The organism is bacterium, from assembly GCA_029210545.1.
Taxonomy (GTDB): domain Bacteria; phylum BMS3Abin14; class BMS3Abin14; order BMS3Abin14; family BMS3Abin14; genus JARGFV01.
In genome coordinates this window covers 1-21,992 of the sequence record JARGFV010000038.1, presented here as the reverse complement: position 1 = coordinate 21,992, position 21,992 = coordinate 1, and the positions used below count along the sequence as shown (strand labels likewise).

Annotated in this window: 19 protein-coding genes; 9 read left to right on the top strand and 10 right to left on the bottom strand. The window is 60.6% G+C overall.

From position 1 onward, the window contains the following. Positions 1-71 precede the first annotated feature (71 nt). On the top strand, positions 72-1,493 hold the full coding sequence (locus P1S46_05850) for a hypothetical protein (GenBank protein MDF1536014.1): 1,422 nt from the start codon (positions 72-74) through the stop codon (positions 1,491-1,493). A 449-nt stretch (positions 1,494-1,942) separates the two neighbouring features. Here the strand turns inward: P1S46_05850 and P1S46_05845 are convergent, their stop codons facing one another. Then, positions 1,943-2,377 carry a hypothetical protein gene (locus tag P1S46_05845; protein ID MDF1536013.1) on the bottom strand — a complete coding sequence of 145 codons (435 nt, stop codon included), beginning with the start codon at positions 2,375-2,377 and terminating at the stop codon, positions 1,943-1,945. Positions 2,378-2,950: 573 nt separating this feature from the next. Here P1S46_05845 and P1S46_05840 point away from each other — a divergent pair. After that, positions 2,951-3,598, top strand: a complete 648-nt coding sequence (locus P1S46_05840; GenBank protein MDF1536012.1) for a hypothetical protein — start codon at positions 2,951-2,953, stop codon at positions 3,596-3,598. A gap of 179 nt (positions 3,599-3,777) precedes the next feature. Continuing rightward, on the top strand, positions 3,778-4,524 hold the full coding sequence (locus tag P1S46_05835; GenBank protein MDF1536011.1) for a flavodoxin family protein: 747 nt from the start codon (positions 3,778-3,780) through the stop codon (positions 4,522-4,524). Between the two features lie 54 nt (positions 4,525-4,578). On the opposite strand, the gene P1S46_05830 is transcribed toward P1S46_05835, so the two are convergent. Then, a complete protein-coding gene (locus P1S46_05830) occupies positions 4,579-4,929 on the bottom strand; it encodes a hypothetical protein (GenBank protein ID MDF1536010.1) in 351 nt (116 codons plus the stop codon). Between the two features lie 682 nt (positions 4,930-5,611). Between P1S46_05830 and P1S46_05825 the strand changes: the two genes are divergently transcribed. Further along, positions 5,612-5,992 carry a hypothetical protein gene (locus tag P1S46_05825; GenBank protein ID MDF1536009.1) on the top strand — a complete coding sequence of 127 codons (381 nt, stop codon included), beginning with the start codon at positions 5,612-5,614 and terminating at the stop codon, positions 5,990-5,992. Between the two features lie 313 nt (positions 5,993-6,305). Then, the gene (locus P1S46_05820; protein ID MDF1536008.1) at positions 6,306-6,455 is read left to right on the top strand and encodes a hypothetical protein; all 150 of its coding nucleotides are present in this window, start codon (positions 6,306-6,308) and stop codon (positions 6,453-6,455) included. A gap of 242 nt (positions 6,456-6,697) precedes the next feature. Here P1S46_05820 and otsB read toward each other — a convergent pair whose 3' ends face one another. The 4 genes from otsB to P1S46_05800 are packed head-to-tail and all read right to left on the bottom strand — an operon-like array spanning position 6,698 to position 11,031. Next, positions 6,698-7,507, bottom strand: a complete 810-nt coding sequence (otsB, locus tag P1S46_05815; protein MDF1536007.1) for a trehalose-phosphatase — start codon at positions 7,505-7,507, stop codon at positions 6,698-6,700. Continuing rightward, on the bottom strand, positions 7,497-8,747 hold the full coding sequence (locus tag P1S46_05810; GenBank protein ID MDF1536006.1) for a glycosyltransferase: 1,251 nt from the start codon (positions 8,745-8,747) through the stop codon (positions 7,497-7,499). Before P1S46_05810 ends, otsB begins: the two co-directional genes overlap by 11 nt. Positions 8,748-8,795: 48 nt before the next feature. Then, the gene (locus P1S46_05805; GenBank protein ID MDF1536005.1) at positions 8,796-9,482 is read right to left on the bottom strand and encodes a DUF5752 family protein; all 687 of its coding nucleotides are present in this window, start codon (positions 9,480-9,482) and stop codon (positions 8,796-8,798) included. A 43-nt stretch (positions 9,483-9,525) separates the two neighbouring features. Next, complete coding sequence (locus tag P1S46_05800) at positions 9,526-11,031, bottom strand: trehalose-6-phosphate synthase (protein MDF1536004.1); 1,506 nt, start codon at positions 11,029-11,031, stop codon at positions 9,526-9,528. 640 nt (positions 11,032-11,671) lie between these two features. Here P1S46_05800 and P1S46_05795 point away from each other — a divergent pair. The 4 genes from P1S46_05795 (at position 11,672) to P1S46_05780 (ending at position 18,124) form a co-directional block, all read left to right on the top strand. Further along, entirely contained in the window at positions 11,672-12,607 is a 936-nt protein-coding gene (locus P1S46_05795) for a TRAP transporter TatT component family protein (protein ID MDF1536003.1), read from the top strand. A 31-nt stretch (positions 12,608-12,638) separates the two neighbouring features. Further along, entirely contained in the window at positions 12,639-13,715 is a 1,077-nt protein-coding gene (dctP, locus tag P1S46_05790; protein MDF1536002.1) for a TRAP transporter substrate-binding protein DctP, read from the top strand. Beyond that, positions 13,712-15,568 carry a TRAP transporter large permease subunit gene (locus P1S46_05785; GenBank protein MDF1536001.1) on the top strand — a complete coding sequence of 619 codons (1,857 nt, stop codon included), beginning with the start codon at positions 13,712-13,714 and terminating at the stop codon, positions 15,566-15,568. The genes dctP and P1S46_05785 overlap by 4 nt, the downstream gene beginning before the upstream one ends. 483 nt (positions 15,569-16,051) lie before the next feature. Continuing rightward, a complete protein-coding gene (locus tag P1S46_05780) occupies positions 16,052-18,124 on the top strand; it encodes a glycogen/starch/alpha-glucan phosphorylase (GenBank protein ID MDF1536000.1) in 2,073 nt (690 codons plus the stop codon). A 255-nt stretch (positions 18,125-18,379) separates the two neighbouring features. On the opposite strand, the gene P1S46_05775 is transcribed toward P1S46_05780, so the two are convergent. The 4 genes from P1S46_05775 to thiM form a co-directional block, all read right to left on the bottom strand. Beyond that, positions 18,380-19,174, bottom strand: coding sequence for a PfkB family carbohydrate kinase (locus tag P1S46_05775; protein ID MDF1535999.1), 795 nt, complete (start codon positions 19,172-19,174; stop codon positions 18,380-18,382). A gap of 105 nt (positions 19,175-19,279) precedes the next feature. Then, positions 19,280-20,281 (bottom strand): thiamine-phosphate kinase, encoded by a 1,002-nt coding sequence (thiL, locus tag P1S46_05770; protein ID MDF1535998.1) that lies wholly within the window; start codon positions 20,279-20,281, stop codon positions 19,280-19,282. 7 nt (positions 20,282-20,288) lie between these two features. Beyond that, entirely contained in the window at positions 20,289-20,933 is a 645-nt protein-coding gene (thiE, locus tag P1S46_05765; GenBank protein ID MDF1535997.1) for a thiamine phosphate synthase, read from the bottom strand. A 79-nt stretch (positions 20,934-21,012) separates the two neighbouring features. Next, a complete protein-coding gene (thiM, locus tag P1S46_05760) occupies positions 21,013-21,819 on the bottom strand; it encodes a hydroxyethylthiazole kinase (protein ID MDF1535996.1) in 807 nt (268 codons plus the stop codon). Between the last annotated feature and the right edge of the window lie 173 nt (positions 21,820-21,992).

The window sequence follows — 21,992 nt, the reverse complement described above, 5'->3', positions numbered from 1 at the left end:
TCCGGGCGCCGCTCCCAGGCGCGGCAGTTTTCACGGGTCATTGATTTGGGCGCCCCGCGCGGAGCGCATTGATGGACTTTTTGCGACCCTATCAACAGTTGAACCTTGGAATCCTGCACCAGCATTCCTCCCTGTCCAATCCCATGGGCGAGGATTTCAACTACGCCGGGGAGTTCAGGAAACTCGACCTGGAGGCTCTGAAGAAGGACCTCTATGCGCTGATGACCGACTCGCAGGACTGGTGGCCGGCCGATTACGGTCACTACGGGGGGCTCTTCATCCGGATGGCCTGGCACAGCGCGGGCACGTACCGCATGGGCGACGGGCGTGGCGGCGCGGGGTCCGGAAGCCAGCGCCTGGCGCCCCTCAACAGCTGGCCCGACAACGTGAACCTCGACAAGGCGCGCCGTCTGCTCTGGCCCATCAAGCAGAAATACGGCCGGAAGATCTCCTGGGCCGACCTGTTGATCCTCACCGGCAACTGCGCCCTGGAGGCCATGGGATTTAAGACCTTCGGCTTCGGCGGCGGGCGCAAGGACATCTGGGAGCCCGAAGTGGACATCTACCGGGGGTCCGAGGACGAGTGGCTTGGTGACAAGCGCTACTCCGGCGACCGGGAACTGGAAAATCCCCTCGCCGCCCTCAAGGGCAGGATCCTCGCCTCGGGACTGTCTGTCTCCCAGCTGGTCTCGACAGCCTGGGCTTCGGCGTCCACCTTCCGGGGCTCCGACAAGCGCGGCGGGGCCAACGGAGCGCGTATCCGTCTCGCCCCGCAGAAGGATTGGGAAGTGAACCAGCCTGCCCGGCTCGAGACAGTGCTGAAGGCCCTCGAGGGGATCCGGAAGGAGTTTAACAGCTCGCAGTCAGGCGGGAAGAAGGTTTCCCTCGCCGACCTGATCGTTCTGGGCGGATGCGCGGGTGTGGAGCAGGCAGCGAAGAATGCCGGTCACGATGTGACCGTTCCCTTCACCCCGGGACGCACGGACGCGTCGCCCGGGCAAACCGACGTTCAGGCCTTTGCCGTACTCGAACCGGCCGCGGACGGGTTCCGCAACTACCTCAAAGCCAGATACAGCGTATCGGCAGAGGAGCTGCTGGTTGACCGGGCTCAGCTGCTGACGCTCACCGCTCCCGAGATGACAGTCCTCATCGGCGGCATGCGTGTCTTGAATGCCAATTTCGGACAGTCCCGCCACGGCGTCTTTACCACGCGGCCGGAGACCCTCACCAACGACTTTTTCGTGAACCTGCTGGACATGGGCACGACGTGGAAGGCGGCCCCGGGAACCGACGACGTGTTCGAGGGCCGTGATCGCGCAACGGGCGAACTCAGGTGGACCGGCACCCGTGTCGACCTCATCTTCGGTTCGAACTCCCAGCTGAGGGCCGTCGCGGAAGTCTATGGATCCGAGGACTCCCGGGAGCGGTTCCTGCACGACTTTGTGGCGGCGTTTGCCAAGGTCATGAACCTCGACCGCTTTGACCTCGGCTGATGGCGGAATTCCTGTATCAGATCGGCGTCAGAGCGGGAGTTGGTCAATTCCTTGGATCGCTTCACTCGGGAGGATCCTTTCACCCCCACCTCCTTTCAGCAACCAACCTCCTTAATCTTCCCCTCCTTCTGTCCGTCCCCTGATGGCCACTCGATCCCGCCAACGGCGGGACTCAGGGTCTTAAACATGTCGAAGGAGGGGTTTCTCTCACCCCCACCTCGATCCTCCCCCCTCAGGAAAAACTTTCCCCCTCACCCCGGCCCTCTCCCTCGGCGGGGAGAGGGAGAATAAGGAAAGGGGCTATTGGTAGGGGGAGGAAGGATAAGGAAGTGAGCCTACATGAGGGGGAGAGGGAGAATGAGGAAAGGGGCTATTGGCAGGGGGAGGAAGAGTAAGGAAGGTGACTTTACCTGGACTTGCGATGACGCTCCAAAGTCGTGTCTGACAGCCTATTCGTAAACCGGATACACCCGGGCCGTGTCCTTTTCCACCATGAGGGTGTCCACGAGAGATTTGCCCTTCCTCGTCACCACCTCCACCCGGTATCCACCCTCCACCTCGGTGACCTTTCCCACCTCCAGGTTGGGATTGCCCCGCACCACCCACTGGACCAGCTTTTCGGCTTCCCCTTTTGAAAGTGTGTCGCCGAAGGCGCTCCGGTCCGGGCCCATCCTGTAGCCGCGCGGGCCGTAACCCCACCAGCCGTAGTCGTACCGATACCCATACCCGTAGCCGGGTTGGTGGTCGTATCCCGGTCCCCATCCCGGCCGGGGGCAGTTCCAGCAACCTTCCAGGGGCCCCTGGTTGCAGGCCTGGATCGGACCGGCTTCGACAGCAAGGAACAGGAAAGCCAGGACTCCCGCGACAACGACTTTGGATCTCATGCAATACCTCCTCCGGGGACGTAAAATGCTGCGGCTTCCGGACGGCCTTTTAACTGTTCCCTCTACACCTTCCATTTTAGCAGGCCGGGGGCGGATTTTGGCGGTTTTTTATGGACATCTTTCACGGAAACACGAGGATGTAGCTCGTCCGGGACGATGAGGGCTGAGTTGAGCTGCACAATTGGGGGAATTCCTGTCACCTTTCCCCTTTTCCCTTGTTACCGGAGCCGGTGGTACCTGATCCGCAGGTAACGCCGGCTCTCTCGTTTCCCTACGCCTGTTTCAAATTCGAACGCTTTTTCAGCGCCGTCAAGGGTATCGACATGCTGAAAAAGCGTTGTTCATGTTTTAAGTGAACAGTACACTCATGCTCCCCCGCACCCATGCTCCCCCGCTCCCCGCGTCCGCATTTCTCCTCTTGTTTCAGACCGTTGGGCGGCCCTGCCTATTTGTTCCCGGGTCTTTGGTCTTTGATCTTTGGACTTTGGCCTGATTCCTTCCTCCTCCCTCCTCCCTTAACCTGGTACGGCCCTTGCGATACCAAGGGTAACCGTGAGCCGAGGAGCCGTCCCGATGAAAAAGACCGTTCTGCAGATGATATTGATCCTGATCCTCCCCGCCCTGTGCCTGGGTAGTGCGGGACCTGGGGCGAACCTGGAGGTTCCCGGTGTCGAGTGGGCCGCCTTTCGCCTGGACCTGGCAAGCCCCTTGACGGCCGATACGCCGGCCCTGCGCCGTCTCGCCCTTCCCCGGGTTGAGGAATCCAGGGCTCCCGGATATTCCTCACCGATCAATGACCCTGAAAACGCTCGGATAGCAGCCGGGTACGGTCCCGACAACATGGTTTCCATGGTGAGCTTCGTGTGGGCCGAACTGACGGGCGGGGTGGACCTGGTGGCCGAGGTCAGGGAGTTCTCCCGGCAGTGGAAGATGAGGGGGAGATCGGTTCAGGCCGCTGCCGGGAAGGAGCCTGATTCGAGGTGTTGGTGGAAGATCGTCGTAGCCTGCCGCGTCGACGACAACCTGGAACTGGCCGCCCGTTTCGACACGCGCGGAAGCCTGTTCAATGAGAAGAACGTGGCGTTCGAACTTTCGGCGGCTGACGTATTTCCCGACGAGGTTGGCATCACGACGGTCTACCGTGATGGAACCATTATGATCGAAGCCGACAAGGTGGCCATGAACGGGACAGCCATGGCGAAGGTGGTGGTACGTTTTTAAAAGTAGTGCAGTAGTGCACTCCATGCACTCCCGCACTTTTGCTCTTGATGCACTCGTTCTATTGCCCCTTCCCCGTTGTCCACAGATATTGGTATAATAGTCCGCAGACCACTGACCTTTTCACTTACCCTCAAACCTGGAACCTGGAATATGGAACCTGGAACTGGAGCGAAGCGACCATGCCCCTGATCGACAAGCAGATTCAACTGTGCGAGGAGAGCAAATGGGACTTTACGGACATCTCGGCCCTGTTTCTTAACTGCACCCTCAAAAGGAGTCCCGAGATGTCCCACACCGAGGGACTCATCCGCATGTCCGCGGAGATCATGGAAAGGAACGGCGTCATCGTCCAGTCCCTGCGTCCGGTGGATCATGACATAGCCACCGGTGTTTACCCGGACATGACGGAGCGCGGGTGGGAGACGGACGAATGGCCCACGATCTACAAGAAGGTCCTGGCCGCCGATATCCTGGTCATTACCTCCCCCATCTGGCTGGGGGAGAAGTCCTCGGTGTGCACCAGGGTCATCGAGCGCCTCTATGCCTCTTCAGGGGACCTCAACGAGGCCGGGCAGTACGCTTACTACGGAAGGGTGGGGGGGTGCCTCATCACAGGCAACGAGGACGGCGCCAAACACTGCGCCATGAACATCCTGTACTCCCTGCAGCACCTGGGCTACGTCATCCCGCCCCAGGCCGACGCGTGCTGGCTGGGTGAGGCCGGTCCCGGCCCCTCCTACCTGGACCCGGGCTCAGGCGGGCCGGAGAATGACTTCACCAACCGCAACACCACCTTCATGACATGGAACCTCCTGCACATGGCCAGGATGATCAAGGACGCCGGCGGGATCCCGGCCCACGGCAACCAGCGGTCCAAGTGGGAGGCCGGGTGCCGCTTCGACAATCCGAATCCGGAATATCGATAAGAAAAGTCGAAAGTGGAAGGGGAAAGGTGATCTTTCCACATTCCCCATTTTGCCCTATCCCTTCCCGCCCAGCATCGCGAACAGCCCCGTTGCCAGGCCGCTGAAGGCGCTCCCCGCGTAAAGGGAGTGCTGAACCGAACTGCCCCCTCCCTTTACACCAAGGATCACCATGTACACGACCGTACCCCCGACAAGGAGAAGAACGGGCACCGGCCGTTCAGCGGGAGTGACGAAGATGACCAGCAGCACAAACTGCGCCGCCAGGAAGGCGAGGATGTAGGGCAGCCCCATGCGGTCCATGACCTGGACCCCGACCCCTCCGCTGCCCAGGGAGGACATGGCCAGACCGAGCATGATGAACGATGCGGCCGCAAGGGTGCCGCCGATGAGACGGTTGATGAACATGGAGACAGTATAACAGGGAGAAGGGGGAAAGGAGAAGGGAAGAGGGAGGAAGAGCCGACGCGGGGACGCGGGGAAGAACAGGCGTGGGAGCGTGGGAGCGTGTGGAGGGAAAAGGGGAAGGAAACCCGCAGGTTGTCACTGCGAGGCGATATTTGTCCGAAGCAGTCTCAGGTTCCTGCACCATTTCCCGGGATCGCTTCGCTTAATGGACAGCTTGCGATGACAACGAGGGGAAATCCGTGAACCCCGATGCAAGATTTTTCCAAACACTAGGAGTCTGTGCCCTCCCTGTTAAAAAACAGGGAGGTTCTCCGACAGACTCCTGGCCACGAGTCACCAGTCACGAAAGTTTTTTTGAATTTTGAATCCAGAGCTTCCTCGGAACTATAAACTGAATTTCCCCCCTTCTTGAAGGGCGAAAGCAGCTATCAGCCATCGGTTCCCTGGCTGCTTTACCTCCTCGTCCCCGTGTTGAAGCCTGTCACGCCAGAGGCGTGATGTCCCCGTGTCCCCGCGTCTGCTCCTCCCTCCTCCCTCCTTCCTGCCCCCGGAAGGGAAGACGCCTTGCCATTTCCCGTCCGCACAGGTAGAATTCCCCGGTGAGTGTTCTGGAGGGCGCTCACACCTTTCCCGCCTCATGCAGACCCGGAACCGATCCCCTGCTTTGCCGTTGAGGTAAGCCATGAAAAGGTCTGCCGGCTACCCATGTATCCTGACGTTCCTGCTTTTGTCGATCCTGCTTGCACCTGCCGTCGGTGCGGATCCCTGCGCCTTTTATGAAGGTGGAACGGAAAGCATCTACATTCCCGAGGACATCGGCAACGACGGCCTCGTTGTCGGAAACGCCCAATCGGTGAAAAGCGGGGGATACTTCGCCTATGCCTGGCGGCCCGGCGAGCCCATCACCATGATCGGTTTTCCCGGACCGGCCGGCTACATCTCCCCCACATGGCATGTGGAGGATGTCAACGATTCCGGGCTGGCTCCGGGAGGGTTTGTACGCTACTGGAACGAGAAACCTGCCGAGCACGGAATGGTGGTTTGGGAGATGAAAAATAAGTGAAGAGTGGATCCTCCTTCGCCAAAGGCTATGGAGGACAAGAAGTGGAAAGTGGAAAGCCGAAGGCCCTGAGTCACGCCAACAGGGTGATCGAAGGGTGGAAGTCGTAGACCCTGAGTCACGCCAACTTGTCACGGTGAAGTTCGAAGAACGAAGACGGACGGCGTGATCGAAGGGTGGAAGGGCCAGGAAAGGCAGGGTTCGGGTCTGAATGTCATTGATAAGTTGGCACTCCCAAGCCAGGGGTGGATATCACACGTTTCATCTCCCCGGTCTTGGGGAGATTCACCTGGATATATTCAGGAAGGACAGTGCCGTGGACGGCTCGACCCTGTGGGAGGGTGTACTTTACCATGAGGAACAGTACGGCCCGCTCTGCGCGGTCCTGCATGTCATGGAGGAATCCTGGGAGGAGCTGGTCCGGCAGCTCGAGGTAGCTCTGCCCGCCCTTTCCGAAGTGGAATAACGGGCTTTTTGATGAGCCTGGCAGCGTGTCGGGAAACCTGCACATCACGCCCATCCTTCGACAAACTCCCACCTTCGTTGAAACTACGGTGGGCAGGCAGGACATAGACTCCTAGCCCGCTTTATTCATGATGCAAATGAGATGTCAGCTAACTGTGTGGCAATTAAAGATGATGGACTTTTTGCGAAGTCATCAACCTTCGATCAAGCCGATGGCGTGATTTCTCCTTTTTTCCGCTCCTCCTATTTTGGACCTTTCCCTTGTGCGCCGGTGCAGACCTCAGCCCACCGTTCAAGGAACCGTATGAGCTCCCAGGGCGGTTGCAGCCAGGCTGACGCCGCTGTCGGCCGCCACTGTTCGCGCACCAGGATCCCAAGCCCCCGGCCTCCGAGTGCCTTAAAGGCGTCTTCGTCGGTCAGGTCGTCGCCGAGATAGGCACACGCGGCGCCGGGCCCTTCCTCGGTGAGTACCGTTTGGACGGCGTCTCCCTTGTCACGGCCCGGTGCGCGCAACTCCAGGCCTCCGTCGAACTCCTTGAGGACCAGCCCTGTTTTACGCGCAAGAGGGGCCAGCTTTTCCTCAATACGGCTGATCAACCGGTCACGGGCATTTTTGTCCAGGCCTCTCCAGTGCAGGGCGCGGCAGCCAGGTTTCTGCTCGCTGTGACGGCCGAGACCGGCTTCGGTGATCAGGCCATCCGCCTCGGCCAGCCCCCGTATCTCTTCCTCGCTCAGGGCAGCCACCTCGTAGCGGCCGTTCGGGAAAAGCCGTTCGAGGCCATGGGACCCCCAGATCTCGGGAAGTTTTTTCAACCCCAGGAGAGGCGGCAGATCCTTTGTCCAACGGCCGCTGATGAGGACCACCCGGCACACGCCGGACTCCAGAATCTTTTCGAGTATCTCCCGGACTCCAGGGTAGGGGGTCGCCTCGCGACGATTCTCCCGGAAGGGGGCCAGGGTGCCGTCGTAGTCGAGGAACAACACCTTGCTCCGGGCGGCTTTGAGGTCTTCCCAGAATTTTTTCCCGGGTGGCGGGAGGGGTCTATGAGACATGGATCTCAAGGTAGGGGTCTTGTTCCTTGCCTTTGAGGAGGCTGACCATCAGAGCGAGGTAGTCTCGGAGATGGCGGGTAAGGAGGAAGTTGTCCCGTACGAACTCCCTGGCCTGGCATCCCATCCGGAGTCGCACGTCGGGGCGGTGCAGAAGGTATCGGATCCTCAGGGCCGCGCCTTCCGGAGAGTTGACCAGGAACCCGGTTTTATGGTCCATGACCTGCAGCCGGATACCGCCGACCTCACCGCCGATGACCGGCTTACCCTTCCACATCCCCTCGGTCACGGTGAGCCCGAACCCCTCCTTTGTCGACTTCTGGATGATGATGTCGGCCCGCCGCTGAAGGGCGTTGATGGTCCGGTGAGCGTCGTTGGGTAGCTGGAGGACGTGGATATCGGGATCTTCCCCGGCGGCCCGGCGCACCTCCTCGAGAACAGCTTCCCCCTCGGGATCATCGCTGGCGCCTCCCCCTGCCAGAACAATCTGCACCGGTGTGAGTTTTCTGACCATCTTGTAGGCCTCGATGACCCCTATGGGGTCCTTGAACCGGTCGTACCTGGATACCTGGAGGAGCAGGGGGATGTCCGGGGCCAGGTTGAAGGGGGAGATCTCCTCCAGTATCTCCCGGGCGGACAGGTCCACGTTTTTTTCGCTCAACGGGTCGATGCTCGGGGGGATCAGATACTGGATGTGGGGCAGCCTCTGGGAAAACCGCTGCATGGAAAAGATGCTCGAATCGTATTGGACCACGTGTTTTCGGAGATATTTCCAGACCGTACGCTGGGGCCTGCTGATATCGATGTGGCACCTCCAGACCCAGCGCCCCTTCCGTTCGGGGATGTGCCCGATGGCCGCGGCGGGCTGCGGGTCGTGGATGAAGACAATGTCGGCCTCGGCAAGGGGCCCGCGCATCCGTTCGGCGAACTCCTGGTTGGTTTTTTCGTATACGTCGAGTAGCTCCCCGGTTATGACCGTCCTCTCACCCTGGAGGGTGTTGTGCATCCACTTGGTGCACTGGTAGAAGGCCGGGCTGCCGGTGATGACCTCCCAGCCGGCTTCGATCCCCAGGTCCCGCAGCAGGGGGATCATCTTGTGAAGGATCTCGGCTACGCCCCCGCCCTCCTTGGTGGAGTTGACGTGGAGGACCCGGACCCCCTCCAGTTCCCGGGCAAGAAGACGAAGCTGCCTGATGACGTCCTTTCCTGCTGTTTCTCCATATCTGTCGAGAAGATTTGACAAACTGTAACCTCCGCGGGATGCGAGGATCGGGTTTAAAGGCCCACGTCGTCAGGCCTGGGGACAGCCCTGCCTTAACAGGTTTTCGAGGCGCTCACGTATCTCCCCGAGTGAGGAGAAGTAGGGGTCGATGGCTGTCAGGCCCGCGCAGAGCTGATGGTAGTCACCTGGGTTCAACTCGAGCCAGGCCGAGAAATCGTCGCGGCCCTTCACAGTCCGCCTGCGGGCTTCGATGAAGTGGTAAAAGATGCTCCCCTCCGACATCCTCTTGATCGCGTCGGGGAGTTCGGAAGGCTCCCTGATCCTGATCCCGGTGTCGAAAACAACCAGCTGGGAGCGGAGGAAGTGGAAGGGCTGGGGTGCCGTGGCGGTGTGGGATGTGAGGTCCTCGTCAAGGCGGTTCTCGATGACGTCGATGATCTCCCCCCGAAGTTCCTCGATGTCGGTGTAGTCCGAGGGGTAAATGACGCTCAGTCGCTCCGCGAGCACCTTGTCCCTCAGTTCCCTGCCCGTCCAGGCGGCGAAATCGTTGCTGTACTCCGGTTCCTCGACAGCCGGCCTGAGCAGTCGCCCCCAGAAGTGGTGCTGGATACTCCAGAGGTGGACGACCCGCAGGCTCTCGATCAGTTCCCGGAGGGTGAAAGCCCGCACCCCTGTGGCGATGAAGACCGGGGCGCAGTCGAACACCTGGAAGCTTTCCTGAAGCTGTTTCTCGGGTGCGTCGGTTTTTATAGCCATCAGACAATCTCTCTCTGAACCCAGGACGTTGTCGCTGGAAGATCTACTCCTTCAGCATGCCGGCGAAATCCTCGCCGCTGACTCCCGGAACATACTCTTCTTTCACCGGCGGAAAGTCGTTGAGGTTCCGGGCGAAGGCAGCCTGCAGGAAGGAGTCGACCCACCGGAAGATATCCCTGCGGCGGACGATCTGGCGCATTTTTTTCATCCGGGTCTGTTTCTCATCGTAGTCCATGGTAAAGGCGTAGTAAAGCGCGTCGGCGATCCCCTCGGAGTCGTGGGGGTTGACCAGCAGCGCACCGCTGTGAAGCTCAGCCGCCGCGCCGGCAAACTCGCTGAGGATGAGGACTCCGTTGTTCTGAAGGCTGCAGGCGCAGTACTCCTTGGCTACCAGGTTCATTCCGTCCTTTAACGGGGTGACCAGGGCGATGTCGGCGAGGTGGTACAGGGCCAGCAGTTCGTTGTGCTCGAGGCTGCGGTAAAGATAACGGATCGGGTCCCACTCCAGGGTCGCGAACTGGCCGTTGATCTCTCCGATGAGCCTGTCGATGCGCGCTTTGAGGATCTGGTAACTGGTCAGGGAGTGGCGGCTCGGGACCAGGACCTGGGTGAAAATGACCTTTTCCCTCAAGTCCGGATAGCGCTCCAGGGTGTTCCGGTACCCCTCGAGCCGTTCCTGGATACCTTTGGTGAAATCCATGCGATCCACGCCGAGGATGACGGTGTGGTTACTGAACTTCTCCTTGAGGGACTGATACCATTCCATGGTCCCTTCGGAGTTTGTGCCCTCGACGAAGTTCCGGTAGTCAATGCTGATAGGGAAGTAGCCCACCCGCACGACACGGTCCTTGAAGGCGACCTGGACCACCGTTCCCCGCCCGGTGACCTTGGTGTTGGGGTATGAGCGCTGAAGGCAGTCGAGGAAATTCTTCCGGTCACGGTAGGTCTGGAACCCAACCAGATCGTACTCCATCAGGGCGTCGAGGATCTCCATCCTCCAGGGGAGTCTGACGAAGATGTCCATGGGGGGAAAGGGAATGTGCAGGAAAAAGCCGATCCGGTAGCCGCGTTCCCGCTCCCGCAAAAACTTGCCGACGTGAAAGAGGTGGTAATCGTGAACCCAGATGTAGTCCTTGTTGGAGGTGTGGTCCAGAATCCGGTCGGCGAACTTGGCGTTGACCCGGATGTAGGAATACCAGAACTCCGGGTCAAAGGTGCAGTGGGAATGCATGTCGTGAAAGAGGGGCCAGATGATCTGGTTGGAGAACCCTTCATAATAGCTGGTGACCTCCTCCGCGTTCATTTCCACGGGGATGAGGTCGTATCCGGTGGTCAGGGAGGCGTCCCCGAGAACCGTGTCTAAATCAACCTGCTCCGAGGTGCCGGGCCACCCGATCCAGAGCCCTCCCCGGTCCCTCAGGACAGGGGCCATAGCGGTCACCAGGCCGCCAGAACCGGGCTCCACCGACCATGCGTCACCCTTTCTGGAAAGGGCGACGGGGAGGCGGTTGGAGATGGCGACGAGTCGAGTATTTTTCGACTGGGTCACGTAAAAAATCCTTTCCTTGGAGCGAAAAGTCCCTGGATTGGACTTTTTGCGACTCTATTAAACGATCAGCGGTGCCTCGGAGCCCAGGACCCCTTTCCCGCTCCCCGGCAACGTTCGTCAGGTTACTATAACATACTTGCCCATAACCCCAAGGAGGGCAAGCTGCCCGAAATCCGCGATTGGTATTGCTCCGTCTCCGGTCGGGGTGCTCAGGCGGCCGGTTCTACTGTTGTGAGAGGCCGGGAGGTTCAAACGAGGGCTCGCCGTCCCTCCTTAAGCCCTCAAGCCCGACCGGAGGCGCCCAATCGCCGGATTTCGGGTAGAGTTCCCCCCTGCCTGCGGCAGGCAGGCTCAGGAACACGTAACCCGCCTCTTTTCAGTCACGCCACCGGCGTGATTACGCCATGGACACGATCCGGATCCTCCGCCGGATCATCTCGAACAAACCATAGTACGCCTGCCGAACCTTCAAACATACCTGACCGTTCCGGGGGTCGTAGACGGAAAGACGGGCTGAAGAGAACGAGTAAAAGAGAACGAGTAAACTTGGATTCGGCCAGGGGAGAAGTTATAATGCCGCGTGGTTTTGGAACCGGGGCATTTCCCCGAAGGTGTCATGTTGTTGGTCCGGGAGATCGATATGCGCAAAACCAGAGGTATGGTGCGGGGAGGGAAGGTGCTTATCCCGGTATTTCTCCTTGTAGTCCTGGTCCTCTCCTCGTGCTCGTTTAAGAAGTTTGCCGTCAACCGGATGGGAGACGCCCTTGCAGGCGGCGGCAGCACCTACGCCAGCGATGACAATCCGGAGCTGATACGGGCGGCCACGCCCTTCAGCCTCAAACTCATGGAGAGCCTGCTGGCAGAGAGCCCCGGGCACCGCGGCCTGCTTCTGGCAGCTGCCAGCGGTTTCACCAGCTACGGCTACGCATTCACCGAACAGGATGCGGACGAAGTTGAGGATGCTGACCTCCTGCGCGCCATGGAGCTGCGCCGGTATGCCCGCCGCCTTTATCTCCGGGCCAGGGATTACGGCCTGCGGGGGCTCGAAACATCCCATGAGGGTATCCGTGACGAACTCTACCGTGAGCCGGAGAGGGCCGTTAAAAAACTTGTAAAGAAGGACGTGCCTCTCATCTACTGGACGGCCGCTTCATGGGGGGCGGCCATTTCCCTCTCCAAGGACGACCCGGACCTGATCGCCGACCTGCCCCAGATGGAAGCTCTCATATACCGTGCCCTGGAGCTGGACGAAGCTTACGACAACGGCGCCATTCATGTCTTTCTGATCGCCCTGGAGTCGGGCAGCCCCGGTAAAGGTCCGGAAGGGCAAAACCTGGTGCGGTCCCATTTCGAGAGGGCCGTTGAGCTCTCCAGGGGGATGATGGCGTCCCCCCTGGTGGCCATGGCGGAAAACGTTTCCGTGGCCACCCAGGACAGGGAGGAGTTCACGGATCTCCTGAACCAGGCGCTGGCCATCGATGCCGACGCCATACCGGAGTGGCGGCTGAGCAACCTGATCATGCAGCGCCGGGCAGCCTGGCTCCTCTCCCGGACAGACGACCTTTTCCTGGAATAGTAGTTCACCGGAACGGAGGTTGAAGAAATAAATGAAGAACGAATCGAAAGGGAGACAGCCGATATTCGGGCTCGTAACGGTCCTGGTGACGGTCCTGGTTTTGGCAGGAGCCGGGCGGGACGGGAAGCTGGGCACCGCCCGGGCCGCGGCGGGAAAACCCCCTGATATCCGTATGGCCACCCTTGCCCCCAAAGGCTCATCTTTTCACCGGAGCCTTCAGATGATGGGCCGGAAGTGGCGGCAGTCCCCCGGGGGAGGAGTAACCCTTACGATCTACACCGACGGGACCATGGGCGGTGAGACGGACGTGATCCGGAGGATGCGTATCGGCCAGCTCCAGGCCGCCATGTTGACCATCGTCGGGCTGTCGGAGATAGACGAATCCATAAACGTCCTCGAATACATGCCGATGATGTTTGAATCCCTCGAGGAGATGGAGCATGTACTGGAGCTGCTGCGCCCGACACTCGAGAAGAAGATGCTGGACAAGGGTTTCGTGACCCTCTTTTGGGGTGATGCCGGCTGGATTAGGTTTTTCACCAACGAACCGGCAAAATATCCAGAAGACCTGAAGAAAATGAAGATCTTCGCATGGGCAGGGGATACCCAGCAGTTCGACCTGATGAAGGCCGCCGGCTATCATCCGGTCCCCCTGGAGACAAGCGACATCCTGACCGGTCTTCAGACCGGCATGATCGATGCCGTTCCGTCAACTCCCCACTACGCCCTGGCTGGTCAGTTCTACCGGCAGGCCAAATACATGCTTAGGGTCAACTGGGCTCCTCTCCTGGGAGCAACTGTCGTTACAAAAAAGGCCTGGGACAGTCTTGACGCGGGCGTCCGGGAACTCCTCCTGGAGGCGGCGGCCGAGGCGGGCAGGGAGATAAAAACCCAGAGCCGGCTGGAGGCGGACGAGTCGGTCGAGGCCATGAAGAAACGAGGCCTCGTGGTTCAGGAAGTCGGCCCGGAAATAGAGGCACGCTGGAGAGCGGCCGCCGAGGATATCTACCCGAAGATCCGCGGGTCAATGGTTCCCGAGGAGATCTTCGACGAGGTGCAGCGGATCATAAGGGAGTCTCGATCATCTGACCGGAAAGAACCCCGATGAGAGATTTGCCGCCGGACAGCCCCGGGGCATCGGAGGAAAGGGGCCTGGCTGGCTTCCCCCGATTCTGGAAACGGGGGGAGAACCTCCTGGTCGGCATCGCCCTTGCGGCCATGGTTCTGATACCCCTGGCCGAGATCGTCCTTCGGGCGGTCTTTAATGTGGGCATCTCGGCTTCCACCTCCCTGGTTCAGCACCTGACCCTGGTGGTGTCCATGCTGGGAGGGGCCATCGCCGCCCGGGAAAACCGTCTCCTCTCCCTTTCGGCGGCAACCGATTATCTCAAGGGTCCTTACCGATCCGCCGCCCGGATCTACAGCGGCGGCTTTGCCCTGGCTGTCACCGCTGTGCTTTGCGCGGCCGGCCTCCGGTTCATCGGATCGGAGCGGCTGGGCGGAAAGATACTGGCCTACGGCATCCCGGTGTGGTTCGTGCAGCTTGTCATCCCCGCGGGTTTTGCCCTGATAGCTTTTCACATCCTCCGCCACGGGGCTGATCGGTGGCCCGGGCGGCTCCTGGTCGCCCTGATCGCCGGGATGATCGTCATGGCGGGCCTTCTGCAGCCCCTCTCCCCGGCCGTGCTTGTCCCCCTTGCCCTGGCCGCTCTCGTTCTGGCCACCGCCCTGGGATCCCCCGTCTTCGTCCTCCTCGGGGGGGCGGCTGTCATCCTCTTCTGGGGGGCGGAGCTGCCCCTCGCCTCCATTCCCCTTGACCAGTATCGCCTGGTCACGAACCCATCCCTTCCGGCCCTCCCTCTCTTCACACTGGCCGGCTATTTTCTGGCGGAAGGGGGCGCACCGCGGAGGCTTATCAGGCTGTTTCAGGTGGGTCTGGGCGGTCTCAGGGGCGGGCCGGCAATCATTACCGCCGTAGTCTGCGCTTTTTTCACCTCGTTCACCGGTGCGTCAGGGGTGACTATCCTGGCCCTGGGTGGGCTTCTCCTGCCGATACTGACAGCGTCCGGCTGCTCCGAGCGATCGGCCCTCGGACTGCTCACCGGTTCCGGGTCCCTGGGTCTCCTCTTCCCTCCCTGCCTCCCCCTGATCCTTTACGCCATCGTCGCGAAAATCTCACTGGAAGAGATCTTTCTGGCCGGAATCCTCCCCGGGGTGCTGCTGGTGGTCATGACCGCCTGGTGGGGTGCCCGGCAATGCCCGAAGGTCGAATCGACCGGGAAGAGGTTCGATCCCGAAGAGGTGGGGCGGGCCCTCTGGGATGCCAAGTGGGAAATGCTCCTGCCGGTGGTCGCCCTCGGGTCGCTTTACAGCGGCCTGGCCACCCCGGTGGAGGCGGCGGCCATGACCGCCCTTTATGCCTTCCTGACGCAGACCCTTTTTCACCGGGATCTGAAGCTGCCTGGTGATATAACCCGGGTGCTGACCGAGTGCGGGCTGCTAATAGGCGGTGTCCTTCTCATCCTGAGCGTTGCCATGGGTTTTACCAACTACCTGGTCGATGCCCAGGTCCCTTCCCGGGTGCTGGATCTGGTAACCGGTACCATCGAGTCTCCCCTGGTGTTCCTGCTCCTTCTGAACGTTTTCCTGATCATCGTAGGCGCTCTGATGGACATCTACTCTGCCATTGTTGTGGTGGTGCCTCTTATCGTCCCACTGGGTGCGGCTTTCGGGATCGATCCGGTCCATCTGGGGATCATTTTCCTTGCCAACCTCGAGCTGGGCTACCTCACTCCTCCGGTGGGGATGAACCTTTTTCTCTCCTCCTACCGGTTCGACAAATCGCTGCAGGAGGTCTACCGGTCGATCCTGCCCATACTTCTCGTCCTTCTGGTCGGGGTGCTCATGATAACCTATTTCCCGCCCCTGACGACCTTCCTCCCCAGACTCTTCCTCCGCTGACCCCACGGTTTCTGAGACCTGCAACGACGAAAAGGATGACAACGTCGACCTCGCAAGCATCCGGGAAGTGAGCCGTGCCCTCAATCCCACCGACTGGGGCGCCATGCTGGAGGACCGGCTGGCCGGGACTTTTCCTGGCTCATTAATGTCCCGGGGAAAGGGAAAAGCGTCGTTTTCCCTTTCCTCACAAATCAATGACTACCATTGCCGGATGATCTGTAATCCAACCCGCGACGCATTCCACCCTTCGGCAAGGCTCAGGGCCTCCGGTTTGCCCCCTCGACAGACTCGGGGCAGGCAGGACAGGCAGGGAACGCGAAGATGGCAAAGGATAACAGGAGCCTGTTGCCGCGGCTGTCATTCCGAGGCCCGTTAAGTACCGCCATTTTCTGGTGCCTCCCGGATGTAGTAAGTGCGCCGGTGCACTTGTTTGCGGCATTCCTTCCTGTCCTTTGGCTATAATGTCCGTAAAGGAGGCCGGCCATGGGAAGGAACAGGGTCAACATACCGCCGCCGCCCGTCGCCTTGGACACCGTTGAGGCGATCAGGAAGGTCTTTACCGAGAAACTGTACAATCACCTGGGGCGGTTCCCCGAAGTGGCCACCGACAACGACAGGTATCTCGCCCTTGCCTTCACGGTCCGGGACAGGCTCCATCGACGCGGCATGGCCACCGGCGAGACCTATTACCGTCAACGCTGCCGCACCGCCTGCTACCTCTCCGCCGAGTACCTCCCCGGCCCCCATCTCGCCCGGAACCTTCTTAACCTCGGTCTGCTGGACGAGGCCCGCCAGGCCATGGCCGACCTGGGTCTTTCCTTCGACGGGATCGCCAAACAGGAGGAGGAACCGGGCCTCGGCAACGGGGGTCTCGGGCGGCTCGCGGCCTGCTTCATGGAGTCCATGGCGACCCTGCAGATCCCTGCCATCGGCTACGGCATCCGGTACGAGTTCGGCATCTTCGACCAGGCCATCCGGGACGGATGGCAGGTGGAACTGACGGACAAGTGGCTGGGCAAGGGAAACCCGTGGGAGATCGCCCGGCCCGAGATCCAGCACGAGGTTCCCATCGAGGGATACACGGAGATGTTCACCGACGGGAACGGGAACCACCGGGTCCGCTGGGTCCCGGCCCATGTCGTCAAGGGGGTCGCTTACGACACCTATATTCCCGGGCACCTGGTCAACACGGCCAACCTCCTGCGCCTGTGGAAGGCCGAGGCAGCGGAATCCTTCGATTTCGAGGCCTTCAACGTGGGGGACTACTGGCGGGCGGTGGAGGACAAGATCGACTCCGAGAACATCACGAAGATCCTGTACCCCAACGACGAACCGATGCGGGGAAAGCGGCTGCGGCTCGAACAACAGTTTTTCTTCGTCTCCTGCTCCCTCCAGGACATGATCCGGATCTTCCTGCAGACCGGCAGTGATCTCGGCGGTTTCTCCGGCAAGTACGCGGTGCAGCTCAACGACACCCACCCGGCCGTGGCCGTGGCCAACCCCGCACTGGCAGCCCTTCTGGACAATGTGCTGGGCCCCGGCTGCGTTTCGGATCTGGCAAGGCTGGAGGGCCTCGAACCCCTTGCCCCGGATCCTTCCTTCCAGGAGGAGTGGAGGGCGGTCAAGAGGGCCGGCAAGGAAGCCCTGGCCGGGGAGATCCTGCGCCGGACGGGGATCGTCGTGGATCCGGACGCCCTCTTCGACGTCCACGTCAAACGGATCCACGAGTACAAACGCCAGCACCTGAACATCCTCCACGTCGTGGCGCTCCACCAGCGGCTTCGCCGGGATCCCGGCGACCAGGCGCCGCCGCGGGTGGTGATCTTTTCGGGGAGGGCGGCCCCCGGATACCGGATGGCCAAGCTCATCATCAAGCTCATCCATTCCGTGGCCGAAAGGGTGAACGCCGATCCGGAAACGAAAGACCGGCTGAAGGTTGTGTTCCTTCCCGATTACAACGTGAAGAACGCCATGCCCATCTTCCCGGCGGCCGACCTCTCCCAGCAGATCTCGACCGCCGGCATGGAGGCTTCCGGAACGGGAAACATGAAGCTGGCGTTAAACGGGGCCCTCACCATCGGCACCCTCGACGGGGCCAACGTGGAGATCAGGGAAGCGGTCCGGCCGGAAAACTTTTTTCTCTTCGGTCTCACCGCCGGGGAGGTCGAGGATCTCAGGGGATCGGGTTACCGGCCCCGGGACCACTATCAGTCGGACCCGATGCTCCGGGAAGCGGTGGACCTTATCGCCTCCGGAGAGTATTCCGCGGGCGACAACGCCCTGTTCCTTCCGCTGACCGGTTCCCTCCTCGAGAACGATCCTTTCCTGGTCCTCGAGGACTTTGCCGACTACATCCGCTGCCAGGCGGACGTGGAACGGGCCTTCAACGACCGGCCCGGCTGGTCCCGGAAGTCCATCCTCAACGTGGCCCGCATCGCTCCCTTTTCCTCGGACAGGGCCATCGCCCAGTACTGCCGGGACATCTGGAAGGTTGAGCCCGAGACGGTGCAGGTGGAGGGGAAGAGCAGGGCGAAGGGGCAGGGTCTAAGAGTCTAGGAGTCTGGAATCTAGCCTGGATTATTCACGAGGTTCTTTTCCGCTCAGGCGGCGTTGCCGAGTCGTTTGCTTGTGCGACATACCAGAATATGCCTCCGCGCTCACTCCCCGGTCGCCTTGCCTGAACGAAAAACTCCACTCGTGACTAAATCCGGGCAACCCCGCTTAATTCATGATGTTTCTCATGCTATTCCCGTTTACCCCTGTTTGCCGGACTGTTAGCGTACATTTCATTTGCATCATGAATAATGCGGGCTAGAACCTTCCCCCACCCCCGAACAACATCCTCTGCTTTCCGATAAATACCGATCGCTGGATCTTACCATGGACATATTCAACGGCACGTCCCACGGCTTCTTCCAGTTCCATGCCGCTTGCGAGGAAGGCTGCCAGCGCCGTTGAAAGGGCGCATCCGGTGCCGCGGGGTGTCTGACCGCCTACCCTGGGGTGGGAAAAGCGGGCCGGTTCATCCCCGCTACGGCTGAAAAGGAGATCCACGCATGGATCCTCCCCGCTGTCCCCGCCCGTAACCAGGATGGCGCCCGCCCCTATGTCGATCAGGGCCATCGCCTGCAATTTCCTTTCATTGGTGCCGGCCCCTGCCGCTTTGGATAGCGCTGCCAGTTCATCCCTGTTGGGTGTGAGAATAGCACCAAGGGGGACAATGCGGTCACATAAGGCGATGCCCGACCGGTTGTCGGCCATCTGTGACCCGGAGGTGGACCGGATAACAGGGTCCACGACAACGGGGATGCCGGCAGCCCCTTCCGACAGGGCCGAGGCGATGGACCAGACGATGCGGGACTCCGGAACGAGGCCGACCTTGACGGCCGCGATACCCGGTTCATCGCTCAATGCCGTCCGGATCGCCAATCCCACGGCATCGGGATCGGCCGGGTCGATACGCATGACTCCGGCGTCACCCTGGACCGTCAGTGCCGTAACAGCGCACCGGGCCGGGAAACCCAGTTCCTGGGCCACCCTCAGGTCCACCTGCATTCCTGCTGCAGAACTGCTGTCTGAAGCTGAGATCAATAAGATAGGTTTCATAACGATGATCTCAGCTTCAGAGAGCGAAGTACGAAGAACGAAGTACGAAGGGAAGTCCTCATTTCCTTCGCGCTTTGCGCTTCGCTCTTCGCACTGTTAGCGAAGCTAACGAGAGAAATGATCCCAACCCTGTTTTCCTTCCCTTTCCACCGGCTCGCCGTCCCTGGTGACCCGGATGCCGGTTACCGGAACGATGCGTCCGATGGAAACCGCATCGAGTTCCTCCCGTTGTACCAGCGCGGCCAGTTTTTCCTCCTTTTCAGGGGGCACGGTGAAAAGGAGGCTGTAGTCCTCCCCCCCCGCCAGGGCCCAGTCAAGGGGATCTTTGCCGTTGGCATCGGCAAGATCCAGGAGTTGTCTGCCCAGGGGCAGCTTTTCAGTCTCGATCTCGGCGCCAACCCGGCTTTTTCTGCAGATATGACCCAGGTCCTGGAGCAGTCCGTCGCTGACGTCGATGGCGCAGGCGGAAAACCCGGTTTCCAGGAGGATCTTCCCCATGCGGACCATTGGTTCCGGGCGGTTGTGCCGCCTGACAAGGAAATCCGAGTCTTCCGGTGTCCCGGCCTTCGTTTCCCCGAGGAGGATGGAAAGGCCACCGGCCGCATCGCCCACAGGGCCGCATAGCCAAAGCCTTTCCCCTGCTTTCGCCATGTCCCGGCGCAGAACCTTTCCGGAGGGTGAAAGGCCCATGACGGTCACGCTGATGACCCAGCCGGAAGGCGACGAGACCGTGTCTCCCCCGGCCAGTGTGATCCCCTTCCCCGCCTCGAGAAATCCGTCCACGAACGCCTCCAAATCGGCCAGCCGGGTGTCGGGGGTGAGGCCCATGGAAAGGAACGACTGGACCGGAGAGGCCCCCATCGCCGCGAGGTCGCTCAGGTTGACAGCAAGGGATTTATATCCCAGGTCACGTGGTGGTGTGGTTTCCCGGCCGAAGTGGACTCCCTCCACCAGCATGTCGGTGGTGGTGACCACCTGGGTACGGGGACCCACGTCCAGGACGGCGGCGTCGTCGCCGATCCCCACGACAACCGGGTAGGACGGAAGGCCTGCCCTCGCCTCGATCATCTCGATGAGTTTGAATTCACCAACGTCCGAAATTTTCATAATGTACTTAGCTCTTAGCTCTATGCAGGGCAGATAACATCAATCCACACCTTCCCTCTATATCTTCTGCCCCTACGATGAATGAGACCAGTGCAACTCCAGTTCCCCCTGCCTCAATGATCTGCCCTGCGTTGGTGTCGTCGATCCCTCCGATGGCGATAAGGGGCAGGTCGGTCGCTGCGGCCAGTTCGGCCAGGCCGGTAAGCCCCAACGGTTCTCCCAGGTCGGTCTTGGTCCCGGTGGGGAAGACTCCGTTGGCGGCGACGTAATCGGCTCCCGCCTTTTCCGCTTTTCTCACTTCTTCGACGGTTGTTACAGAAACGCCGATGATAAACCCGGTCCCGGCGATTTCATGGCAATCGCCGGGGTCCATGTCGTCCTGGCCAAGGTGAACCCCATGGGCTCCTCCGGCGAGGGCCACGTCCAGCCTGTCGTTGACAATGAGGGGTACTGCGCTTTCCCTGCAGATTTTAGCGAGGGAACGAGTCTTTTCGATCATAACACGGGTCGAAGCGTTCTTGTCCCTGTACTGGACCATGGTGACGCCGGCTGCGACGGCCCGCCGTACGACCTCGACCTCCGACCGCCCCAGGGACAACTCCGGGTCGGTCACCAAGTACAGTAATGGATCGAAAGGTGCTTTTGCTTTCATGGTATCCATTAAGAAGTCAGTAGACAGTAGCCAGATCAAGTACGAACTTATCTGATTTCTGACTACTGGGTACAGAGTACTATAGCTCGTTAATGCGGAGGCGCCCCCCCACATCCATTCCCGGGGCATTGTAAAGCGCGTCCAGGATGGCCACCTGGAAGGAGCCGGGCCCGGTGCTCTGGTCGGCGGCCAGTTCGCCGCAGGCGCCGAAGACGGCAAGCCCCAGGGCGCACGACCGGGCGTTCGCCCCTCCGGCGGCGCAGTAGACCGCCACTGCAGTTGTTGAGGAACAACCCGTCCCGGTGACGTTACCCATCATGGGGTGTCCGTTATCGATCCGGTACGCTGTTTCGCCGTCGGTGACGTGGTCCACAGGGCCCGTGACGCAGATGACGGCGCCCGTTTGTCGGGCGAGGGCCTTGAAAGCCTCCAAAGGCGCCTCCCCTGTCTCCATGGAGTCCACCCCCTGGATCCGGGCCTCTTCTCCTGCCAGGATCATGACCTCGGCCATGTTGCCCCTGATGACATCGGGCCGGACCTCTTCCAGGATCTTCAGGCAGGTCTCGGTGCGAAATTTGGTGGCCCCGGCGCCCACGGGGTCCAGGATGATCGGAATTCCCAGCTCTTTGGCCTTTTTCCCGGAACTCAGCATGGCAGTGATCCAATGGGGCGAAAGGGTCCCGGGGTTCAGGACGTGGGCAGAGGCAAAGGCCACCATCTCCTCCACCTCCTCGTTGGCGTGGGCCATGACCGGGGACGCCCCCATAGCCAGGGTCACGTTGGCGGTGACGTTCATGACCACGTAGTTGGTGATGTGGTGGATCATGGGACGCTTTTCGCGGATCATTGCGTCGAGTTTCATGTATTCGGTTTTCCAGTTACTCATGTTACCTCCTCAACAGTGATAGGGTCGCAAAAAGTCCAATCCAGGACTTTTCGCTCCACGGAAAGGGAAAAGCGTGGTTTTCCCTTTCCTCACGGGGACTGCTGATAATCACCAAAGTCTGTGCGAGACTTTGGCTCAACGGGAACCGAAAAGCGTGGTTTTCGGTTCCCTCA

Excerpts from the sequence above, each read along its gene's own strand:
- P1S46_05775 (MDF1535999.1), bottom strand. The coding sequence starts at position 19,174 with ATGAAACCTATCTTATTGATCTCAGCTTCAGACAGCAGTTCTGCAGCA.
- P1S46_05795 (MDF1536003.1), top strand. The coding sequence starts at position 11,672 with ATGCGCAAAACCAGAGGTATGGTGCGGGGAGGGAAGGTGCTTATCCCG.
- thiE (MDF1535997.1), bottom strand. The coding sequence starts at position 20,933 with ATGAAAGCAAAAGCACCTTTCGATCCATTACTGTACTTGGTGACCGAC.
- P1S46_05785 (MDF1536001.1), top strand. The coding sequence starts at position 13,712 with ATGAGAGATTTGCCGCCGGACAGCCCCGGGGCATCGGAGGAAAGGGGC.
- dctP (MDF1536002.1), top strand. The coding sequence starts at position 12,639 with ATGAAGAACGAATCGAAAGGGAGACAGCCGATATTCGGGCTCGTAACG.
- P1S46_05840 (MDF1536012.1), top strand. The coding sequence starts at position 2,951 with ATGAAAAAGACCGTTCTGCAGATGATATTGATCCTGATCCTCCCCGCC.
- P1S46_05850 (MDF1536014.1), top strand. The coding sequence starts at position 72 with ATGGACTTTTTGCGACCCTATCAACAGTTGAACCTTGGAATCCTGCAC.
- P1S46_05780 (MDF1536000.1), top strand. The coding sequence starts at position 16,052 with ATGGGAAGGAACAGGGTCAACATACCGCCGCCGCCCGTCGCCTTGGAC.
- P1S46_05830 (MDF1536010.1), bottom strand. The coding sequence starts at position 4,929 with ATGTTCATCAACCGTCTCATCGGCGGCACCCTTGCGGCCGCATCGTTC.
- P1S46_05835 (MDF1536011.1), top strand. The coding sequence starts at position 3,778 with ATGCCCCTGATCGACAAGCAGATTCAACTGTGCGAGGAGAGCAAATGG.
- thiM (MDF1535996.1), bottom strand. The coding sequence starts at position 21,819 with ATGAGTAACTGGAAAACCGAATACATGAAACTCGACGCAATGATCCGC.
- otsB (MDF1536007.1), bottom strand. The coding sequence starts at position 7,507 with ATGTCTCATAGACCCCTCCCGCCACCCGGGAAAAAATTCTGGGAAGAC.
- thiL (MDF1535998.1), bottom strand. The coding sequence starts at position 20,281 with ATGAAAATTTCGGACGTTGGTGAATTCAAACTCATCGAGATGATCGAG.
- P1S46_05825 (MDF1536009.1), top strand. The coding sequence starts at position 5,612 with ATGAAAAGGTCTGCCGGCTACCCATGTATCCTGACGTTCCTGCTTTTG.
- P1S46_05805 (MDF1536005.1), bottom strand. The coding sequence starts at position 9,482 with ATGGCTATAAAAACCGACGCACCCGAGAAACAGCTTCAGGAAAGCTTC.
- P1S46_05845 (MDF1536013.1), bottom strand. The coding sequence starts at position 2,377 with ATGAGATCCAAAGTCGTTGTCGCGGGAGTCCTGGCTTTCCTGTTCCTT.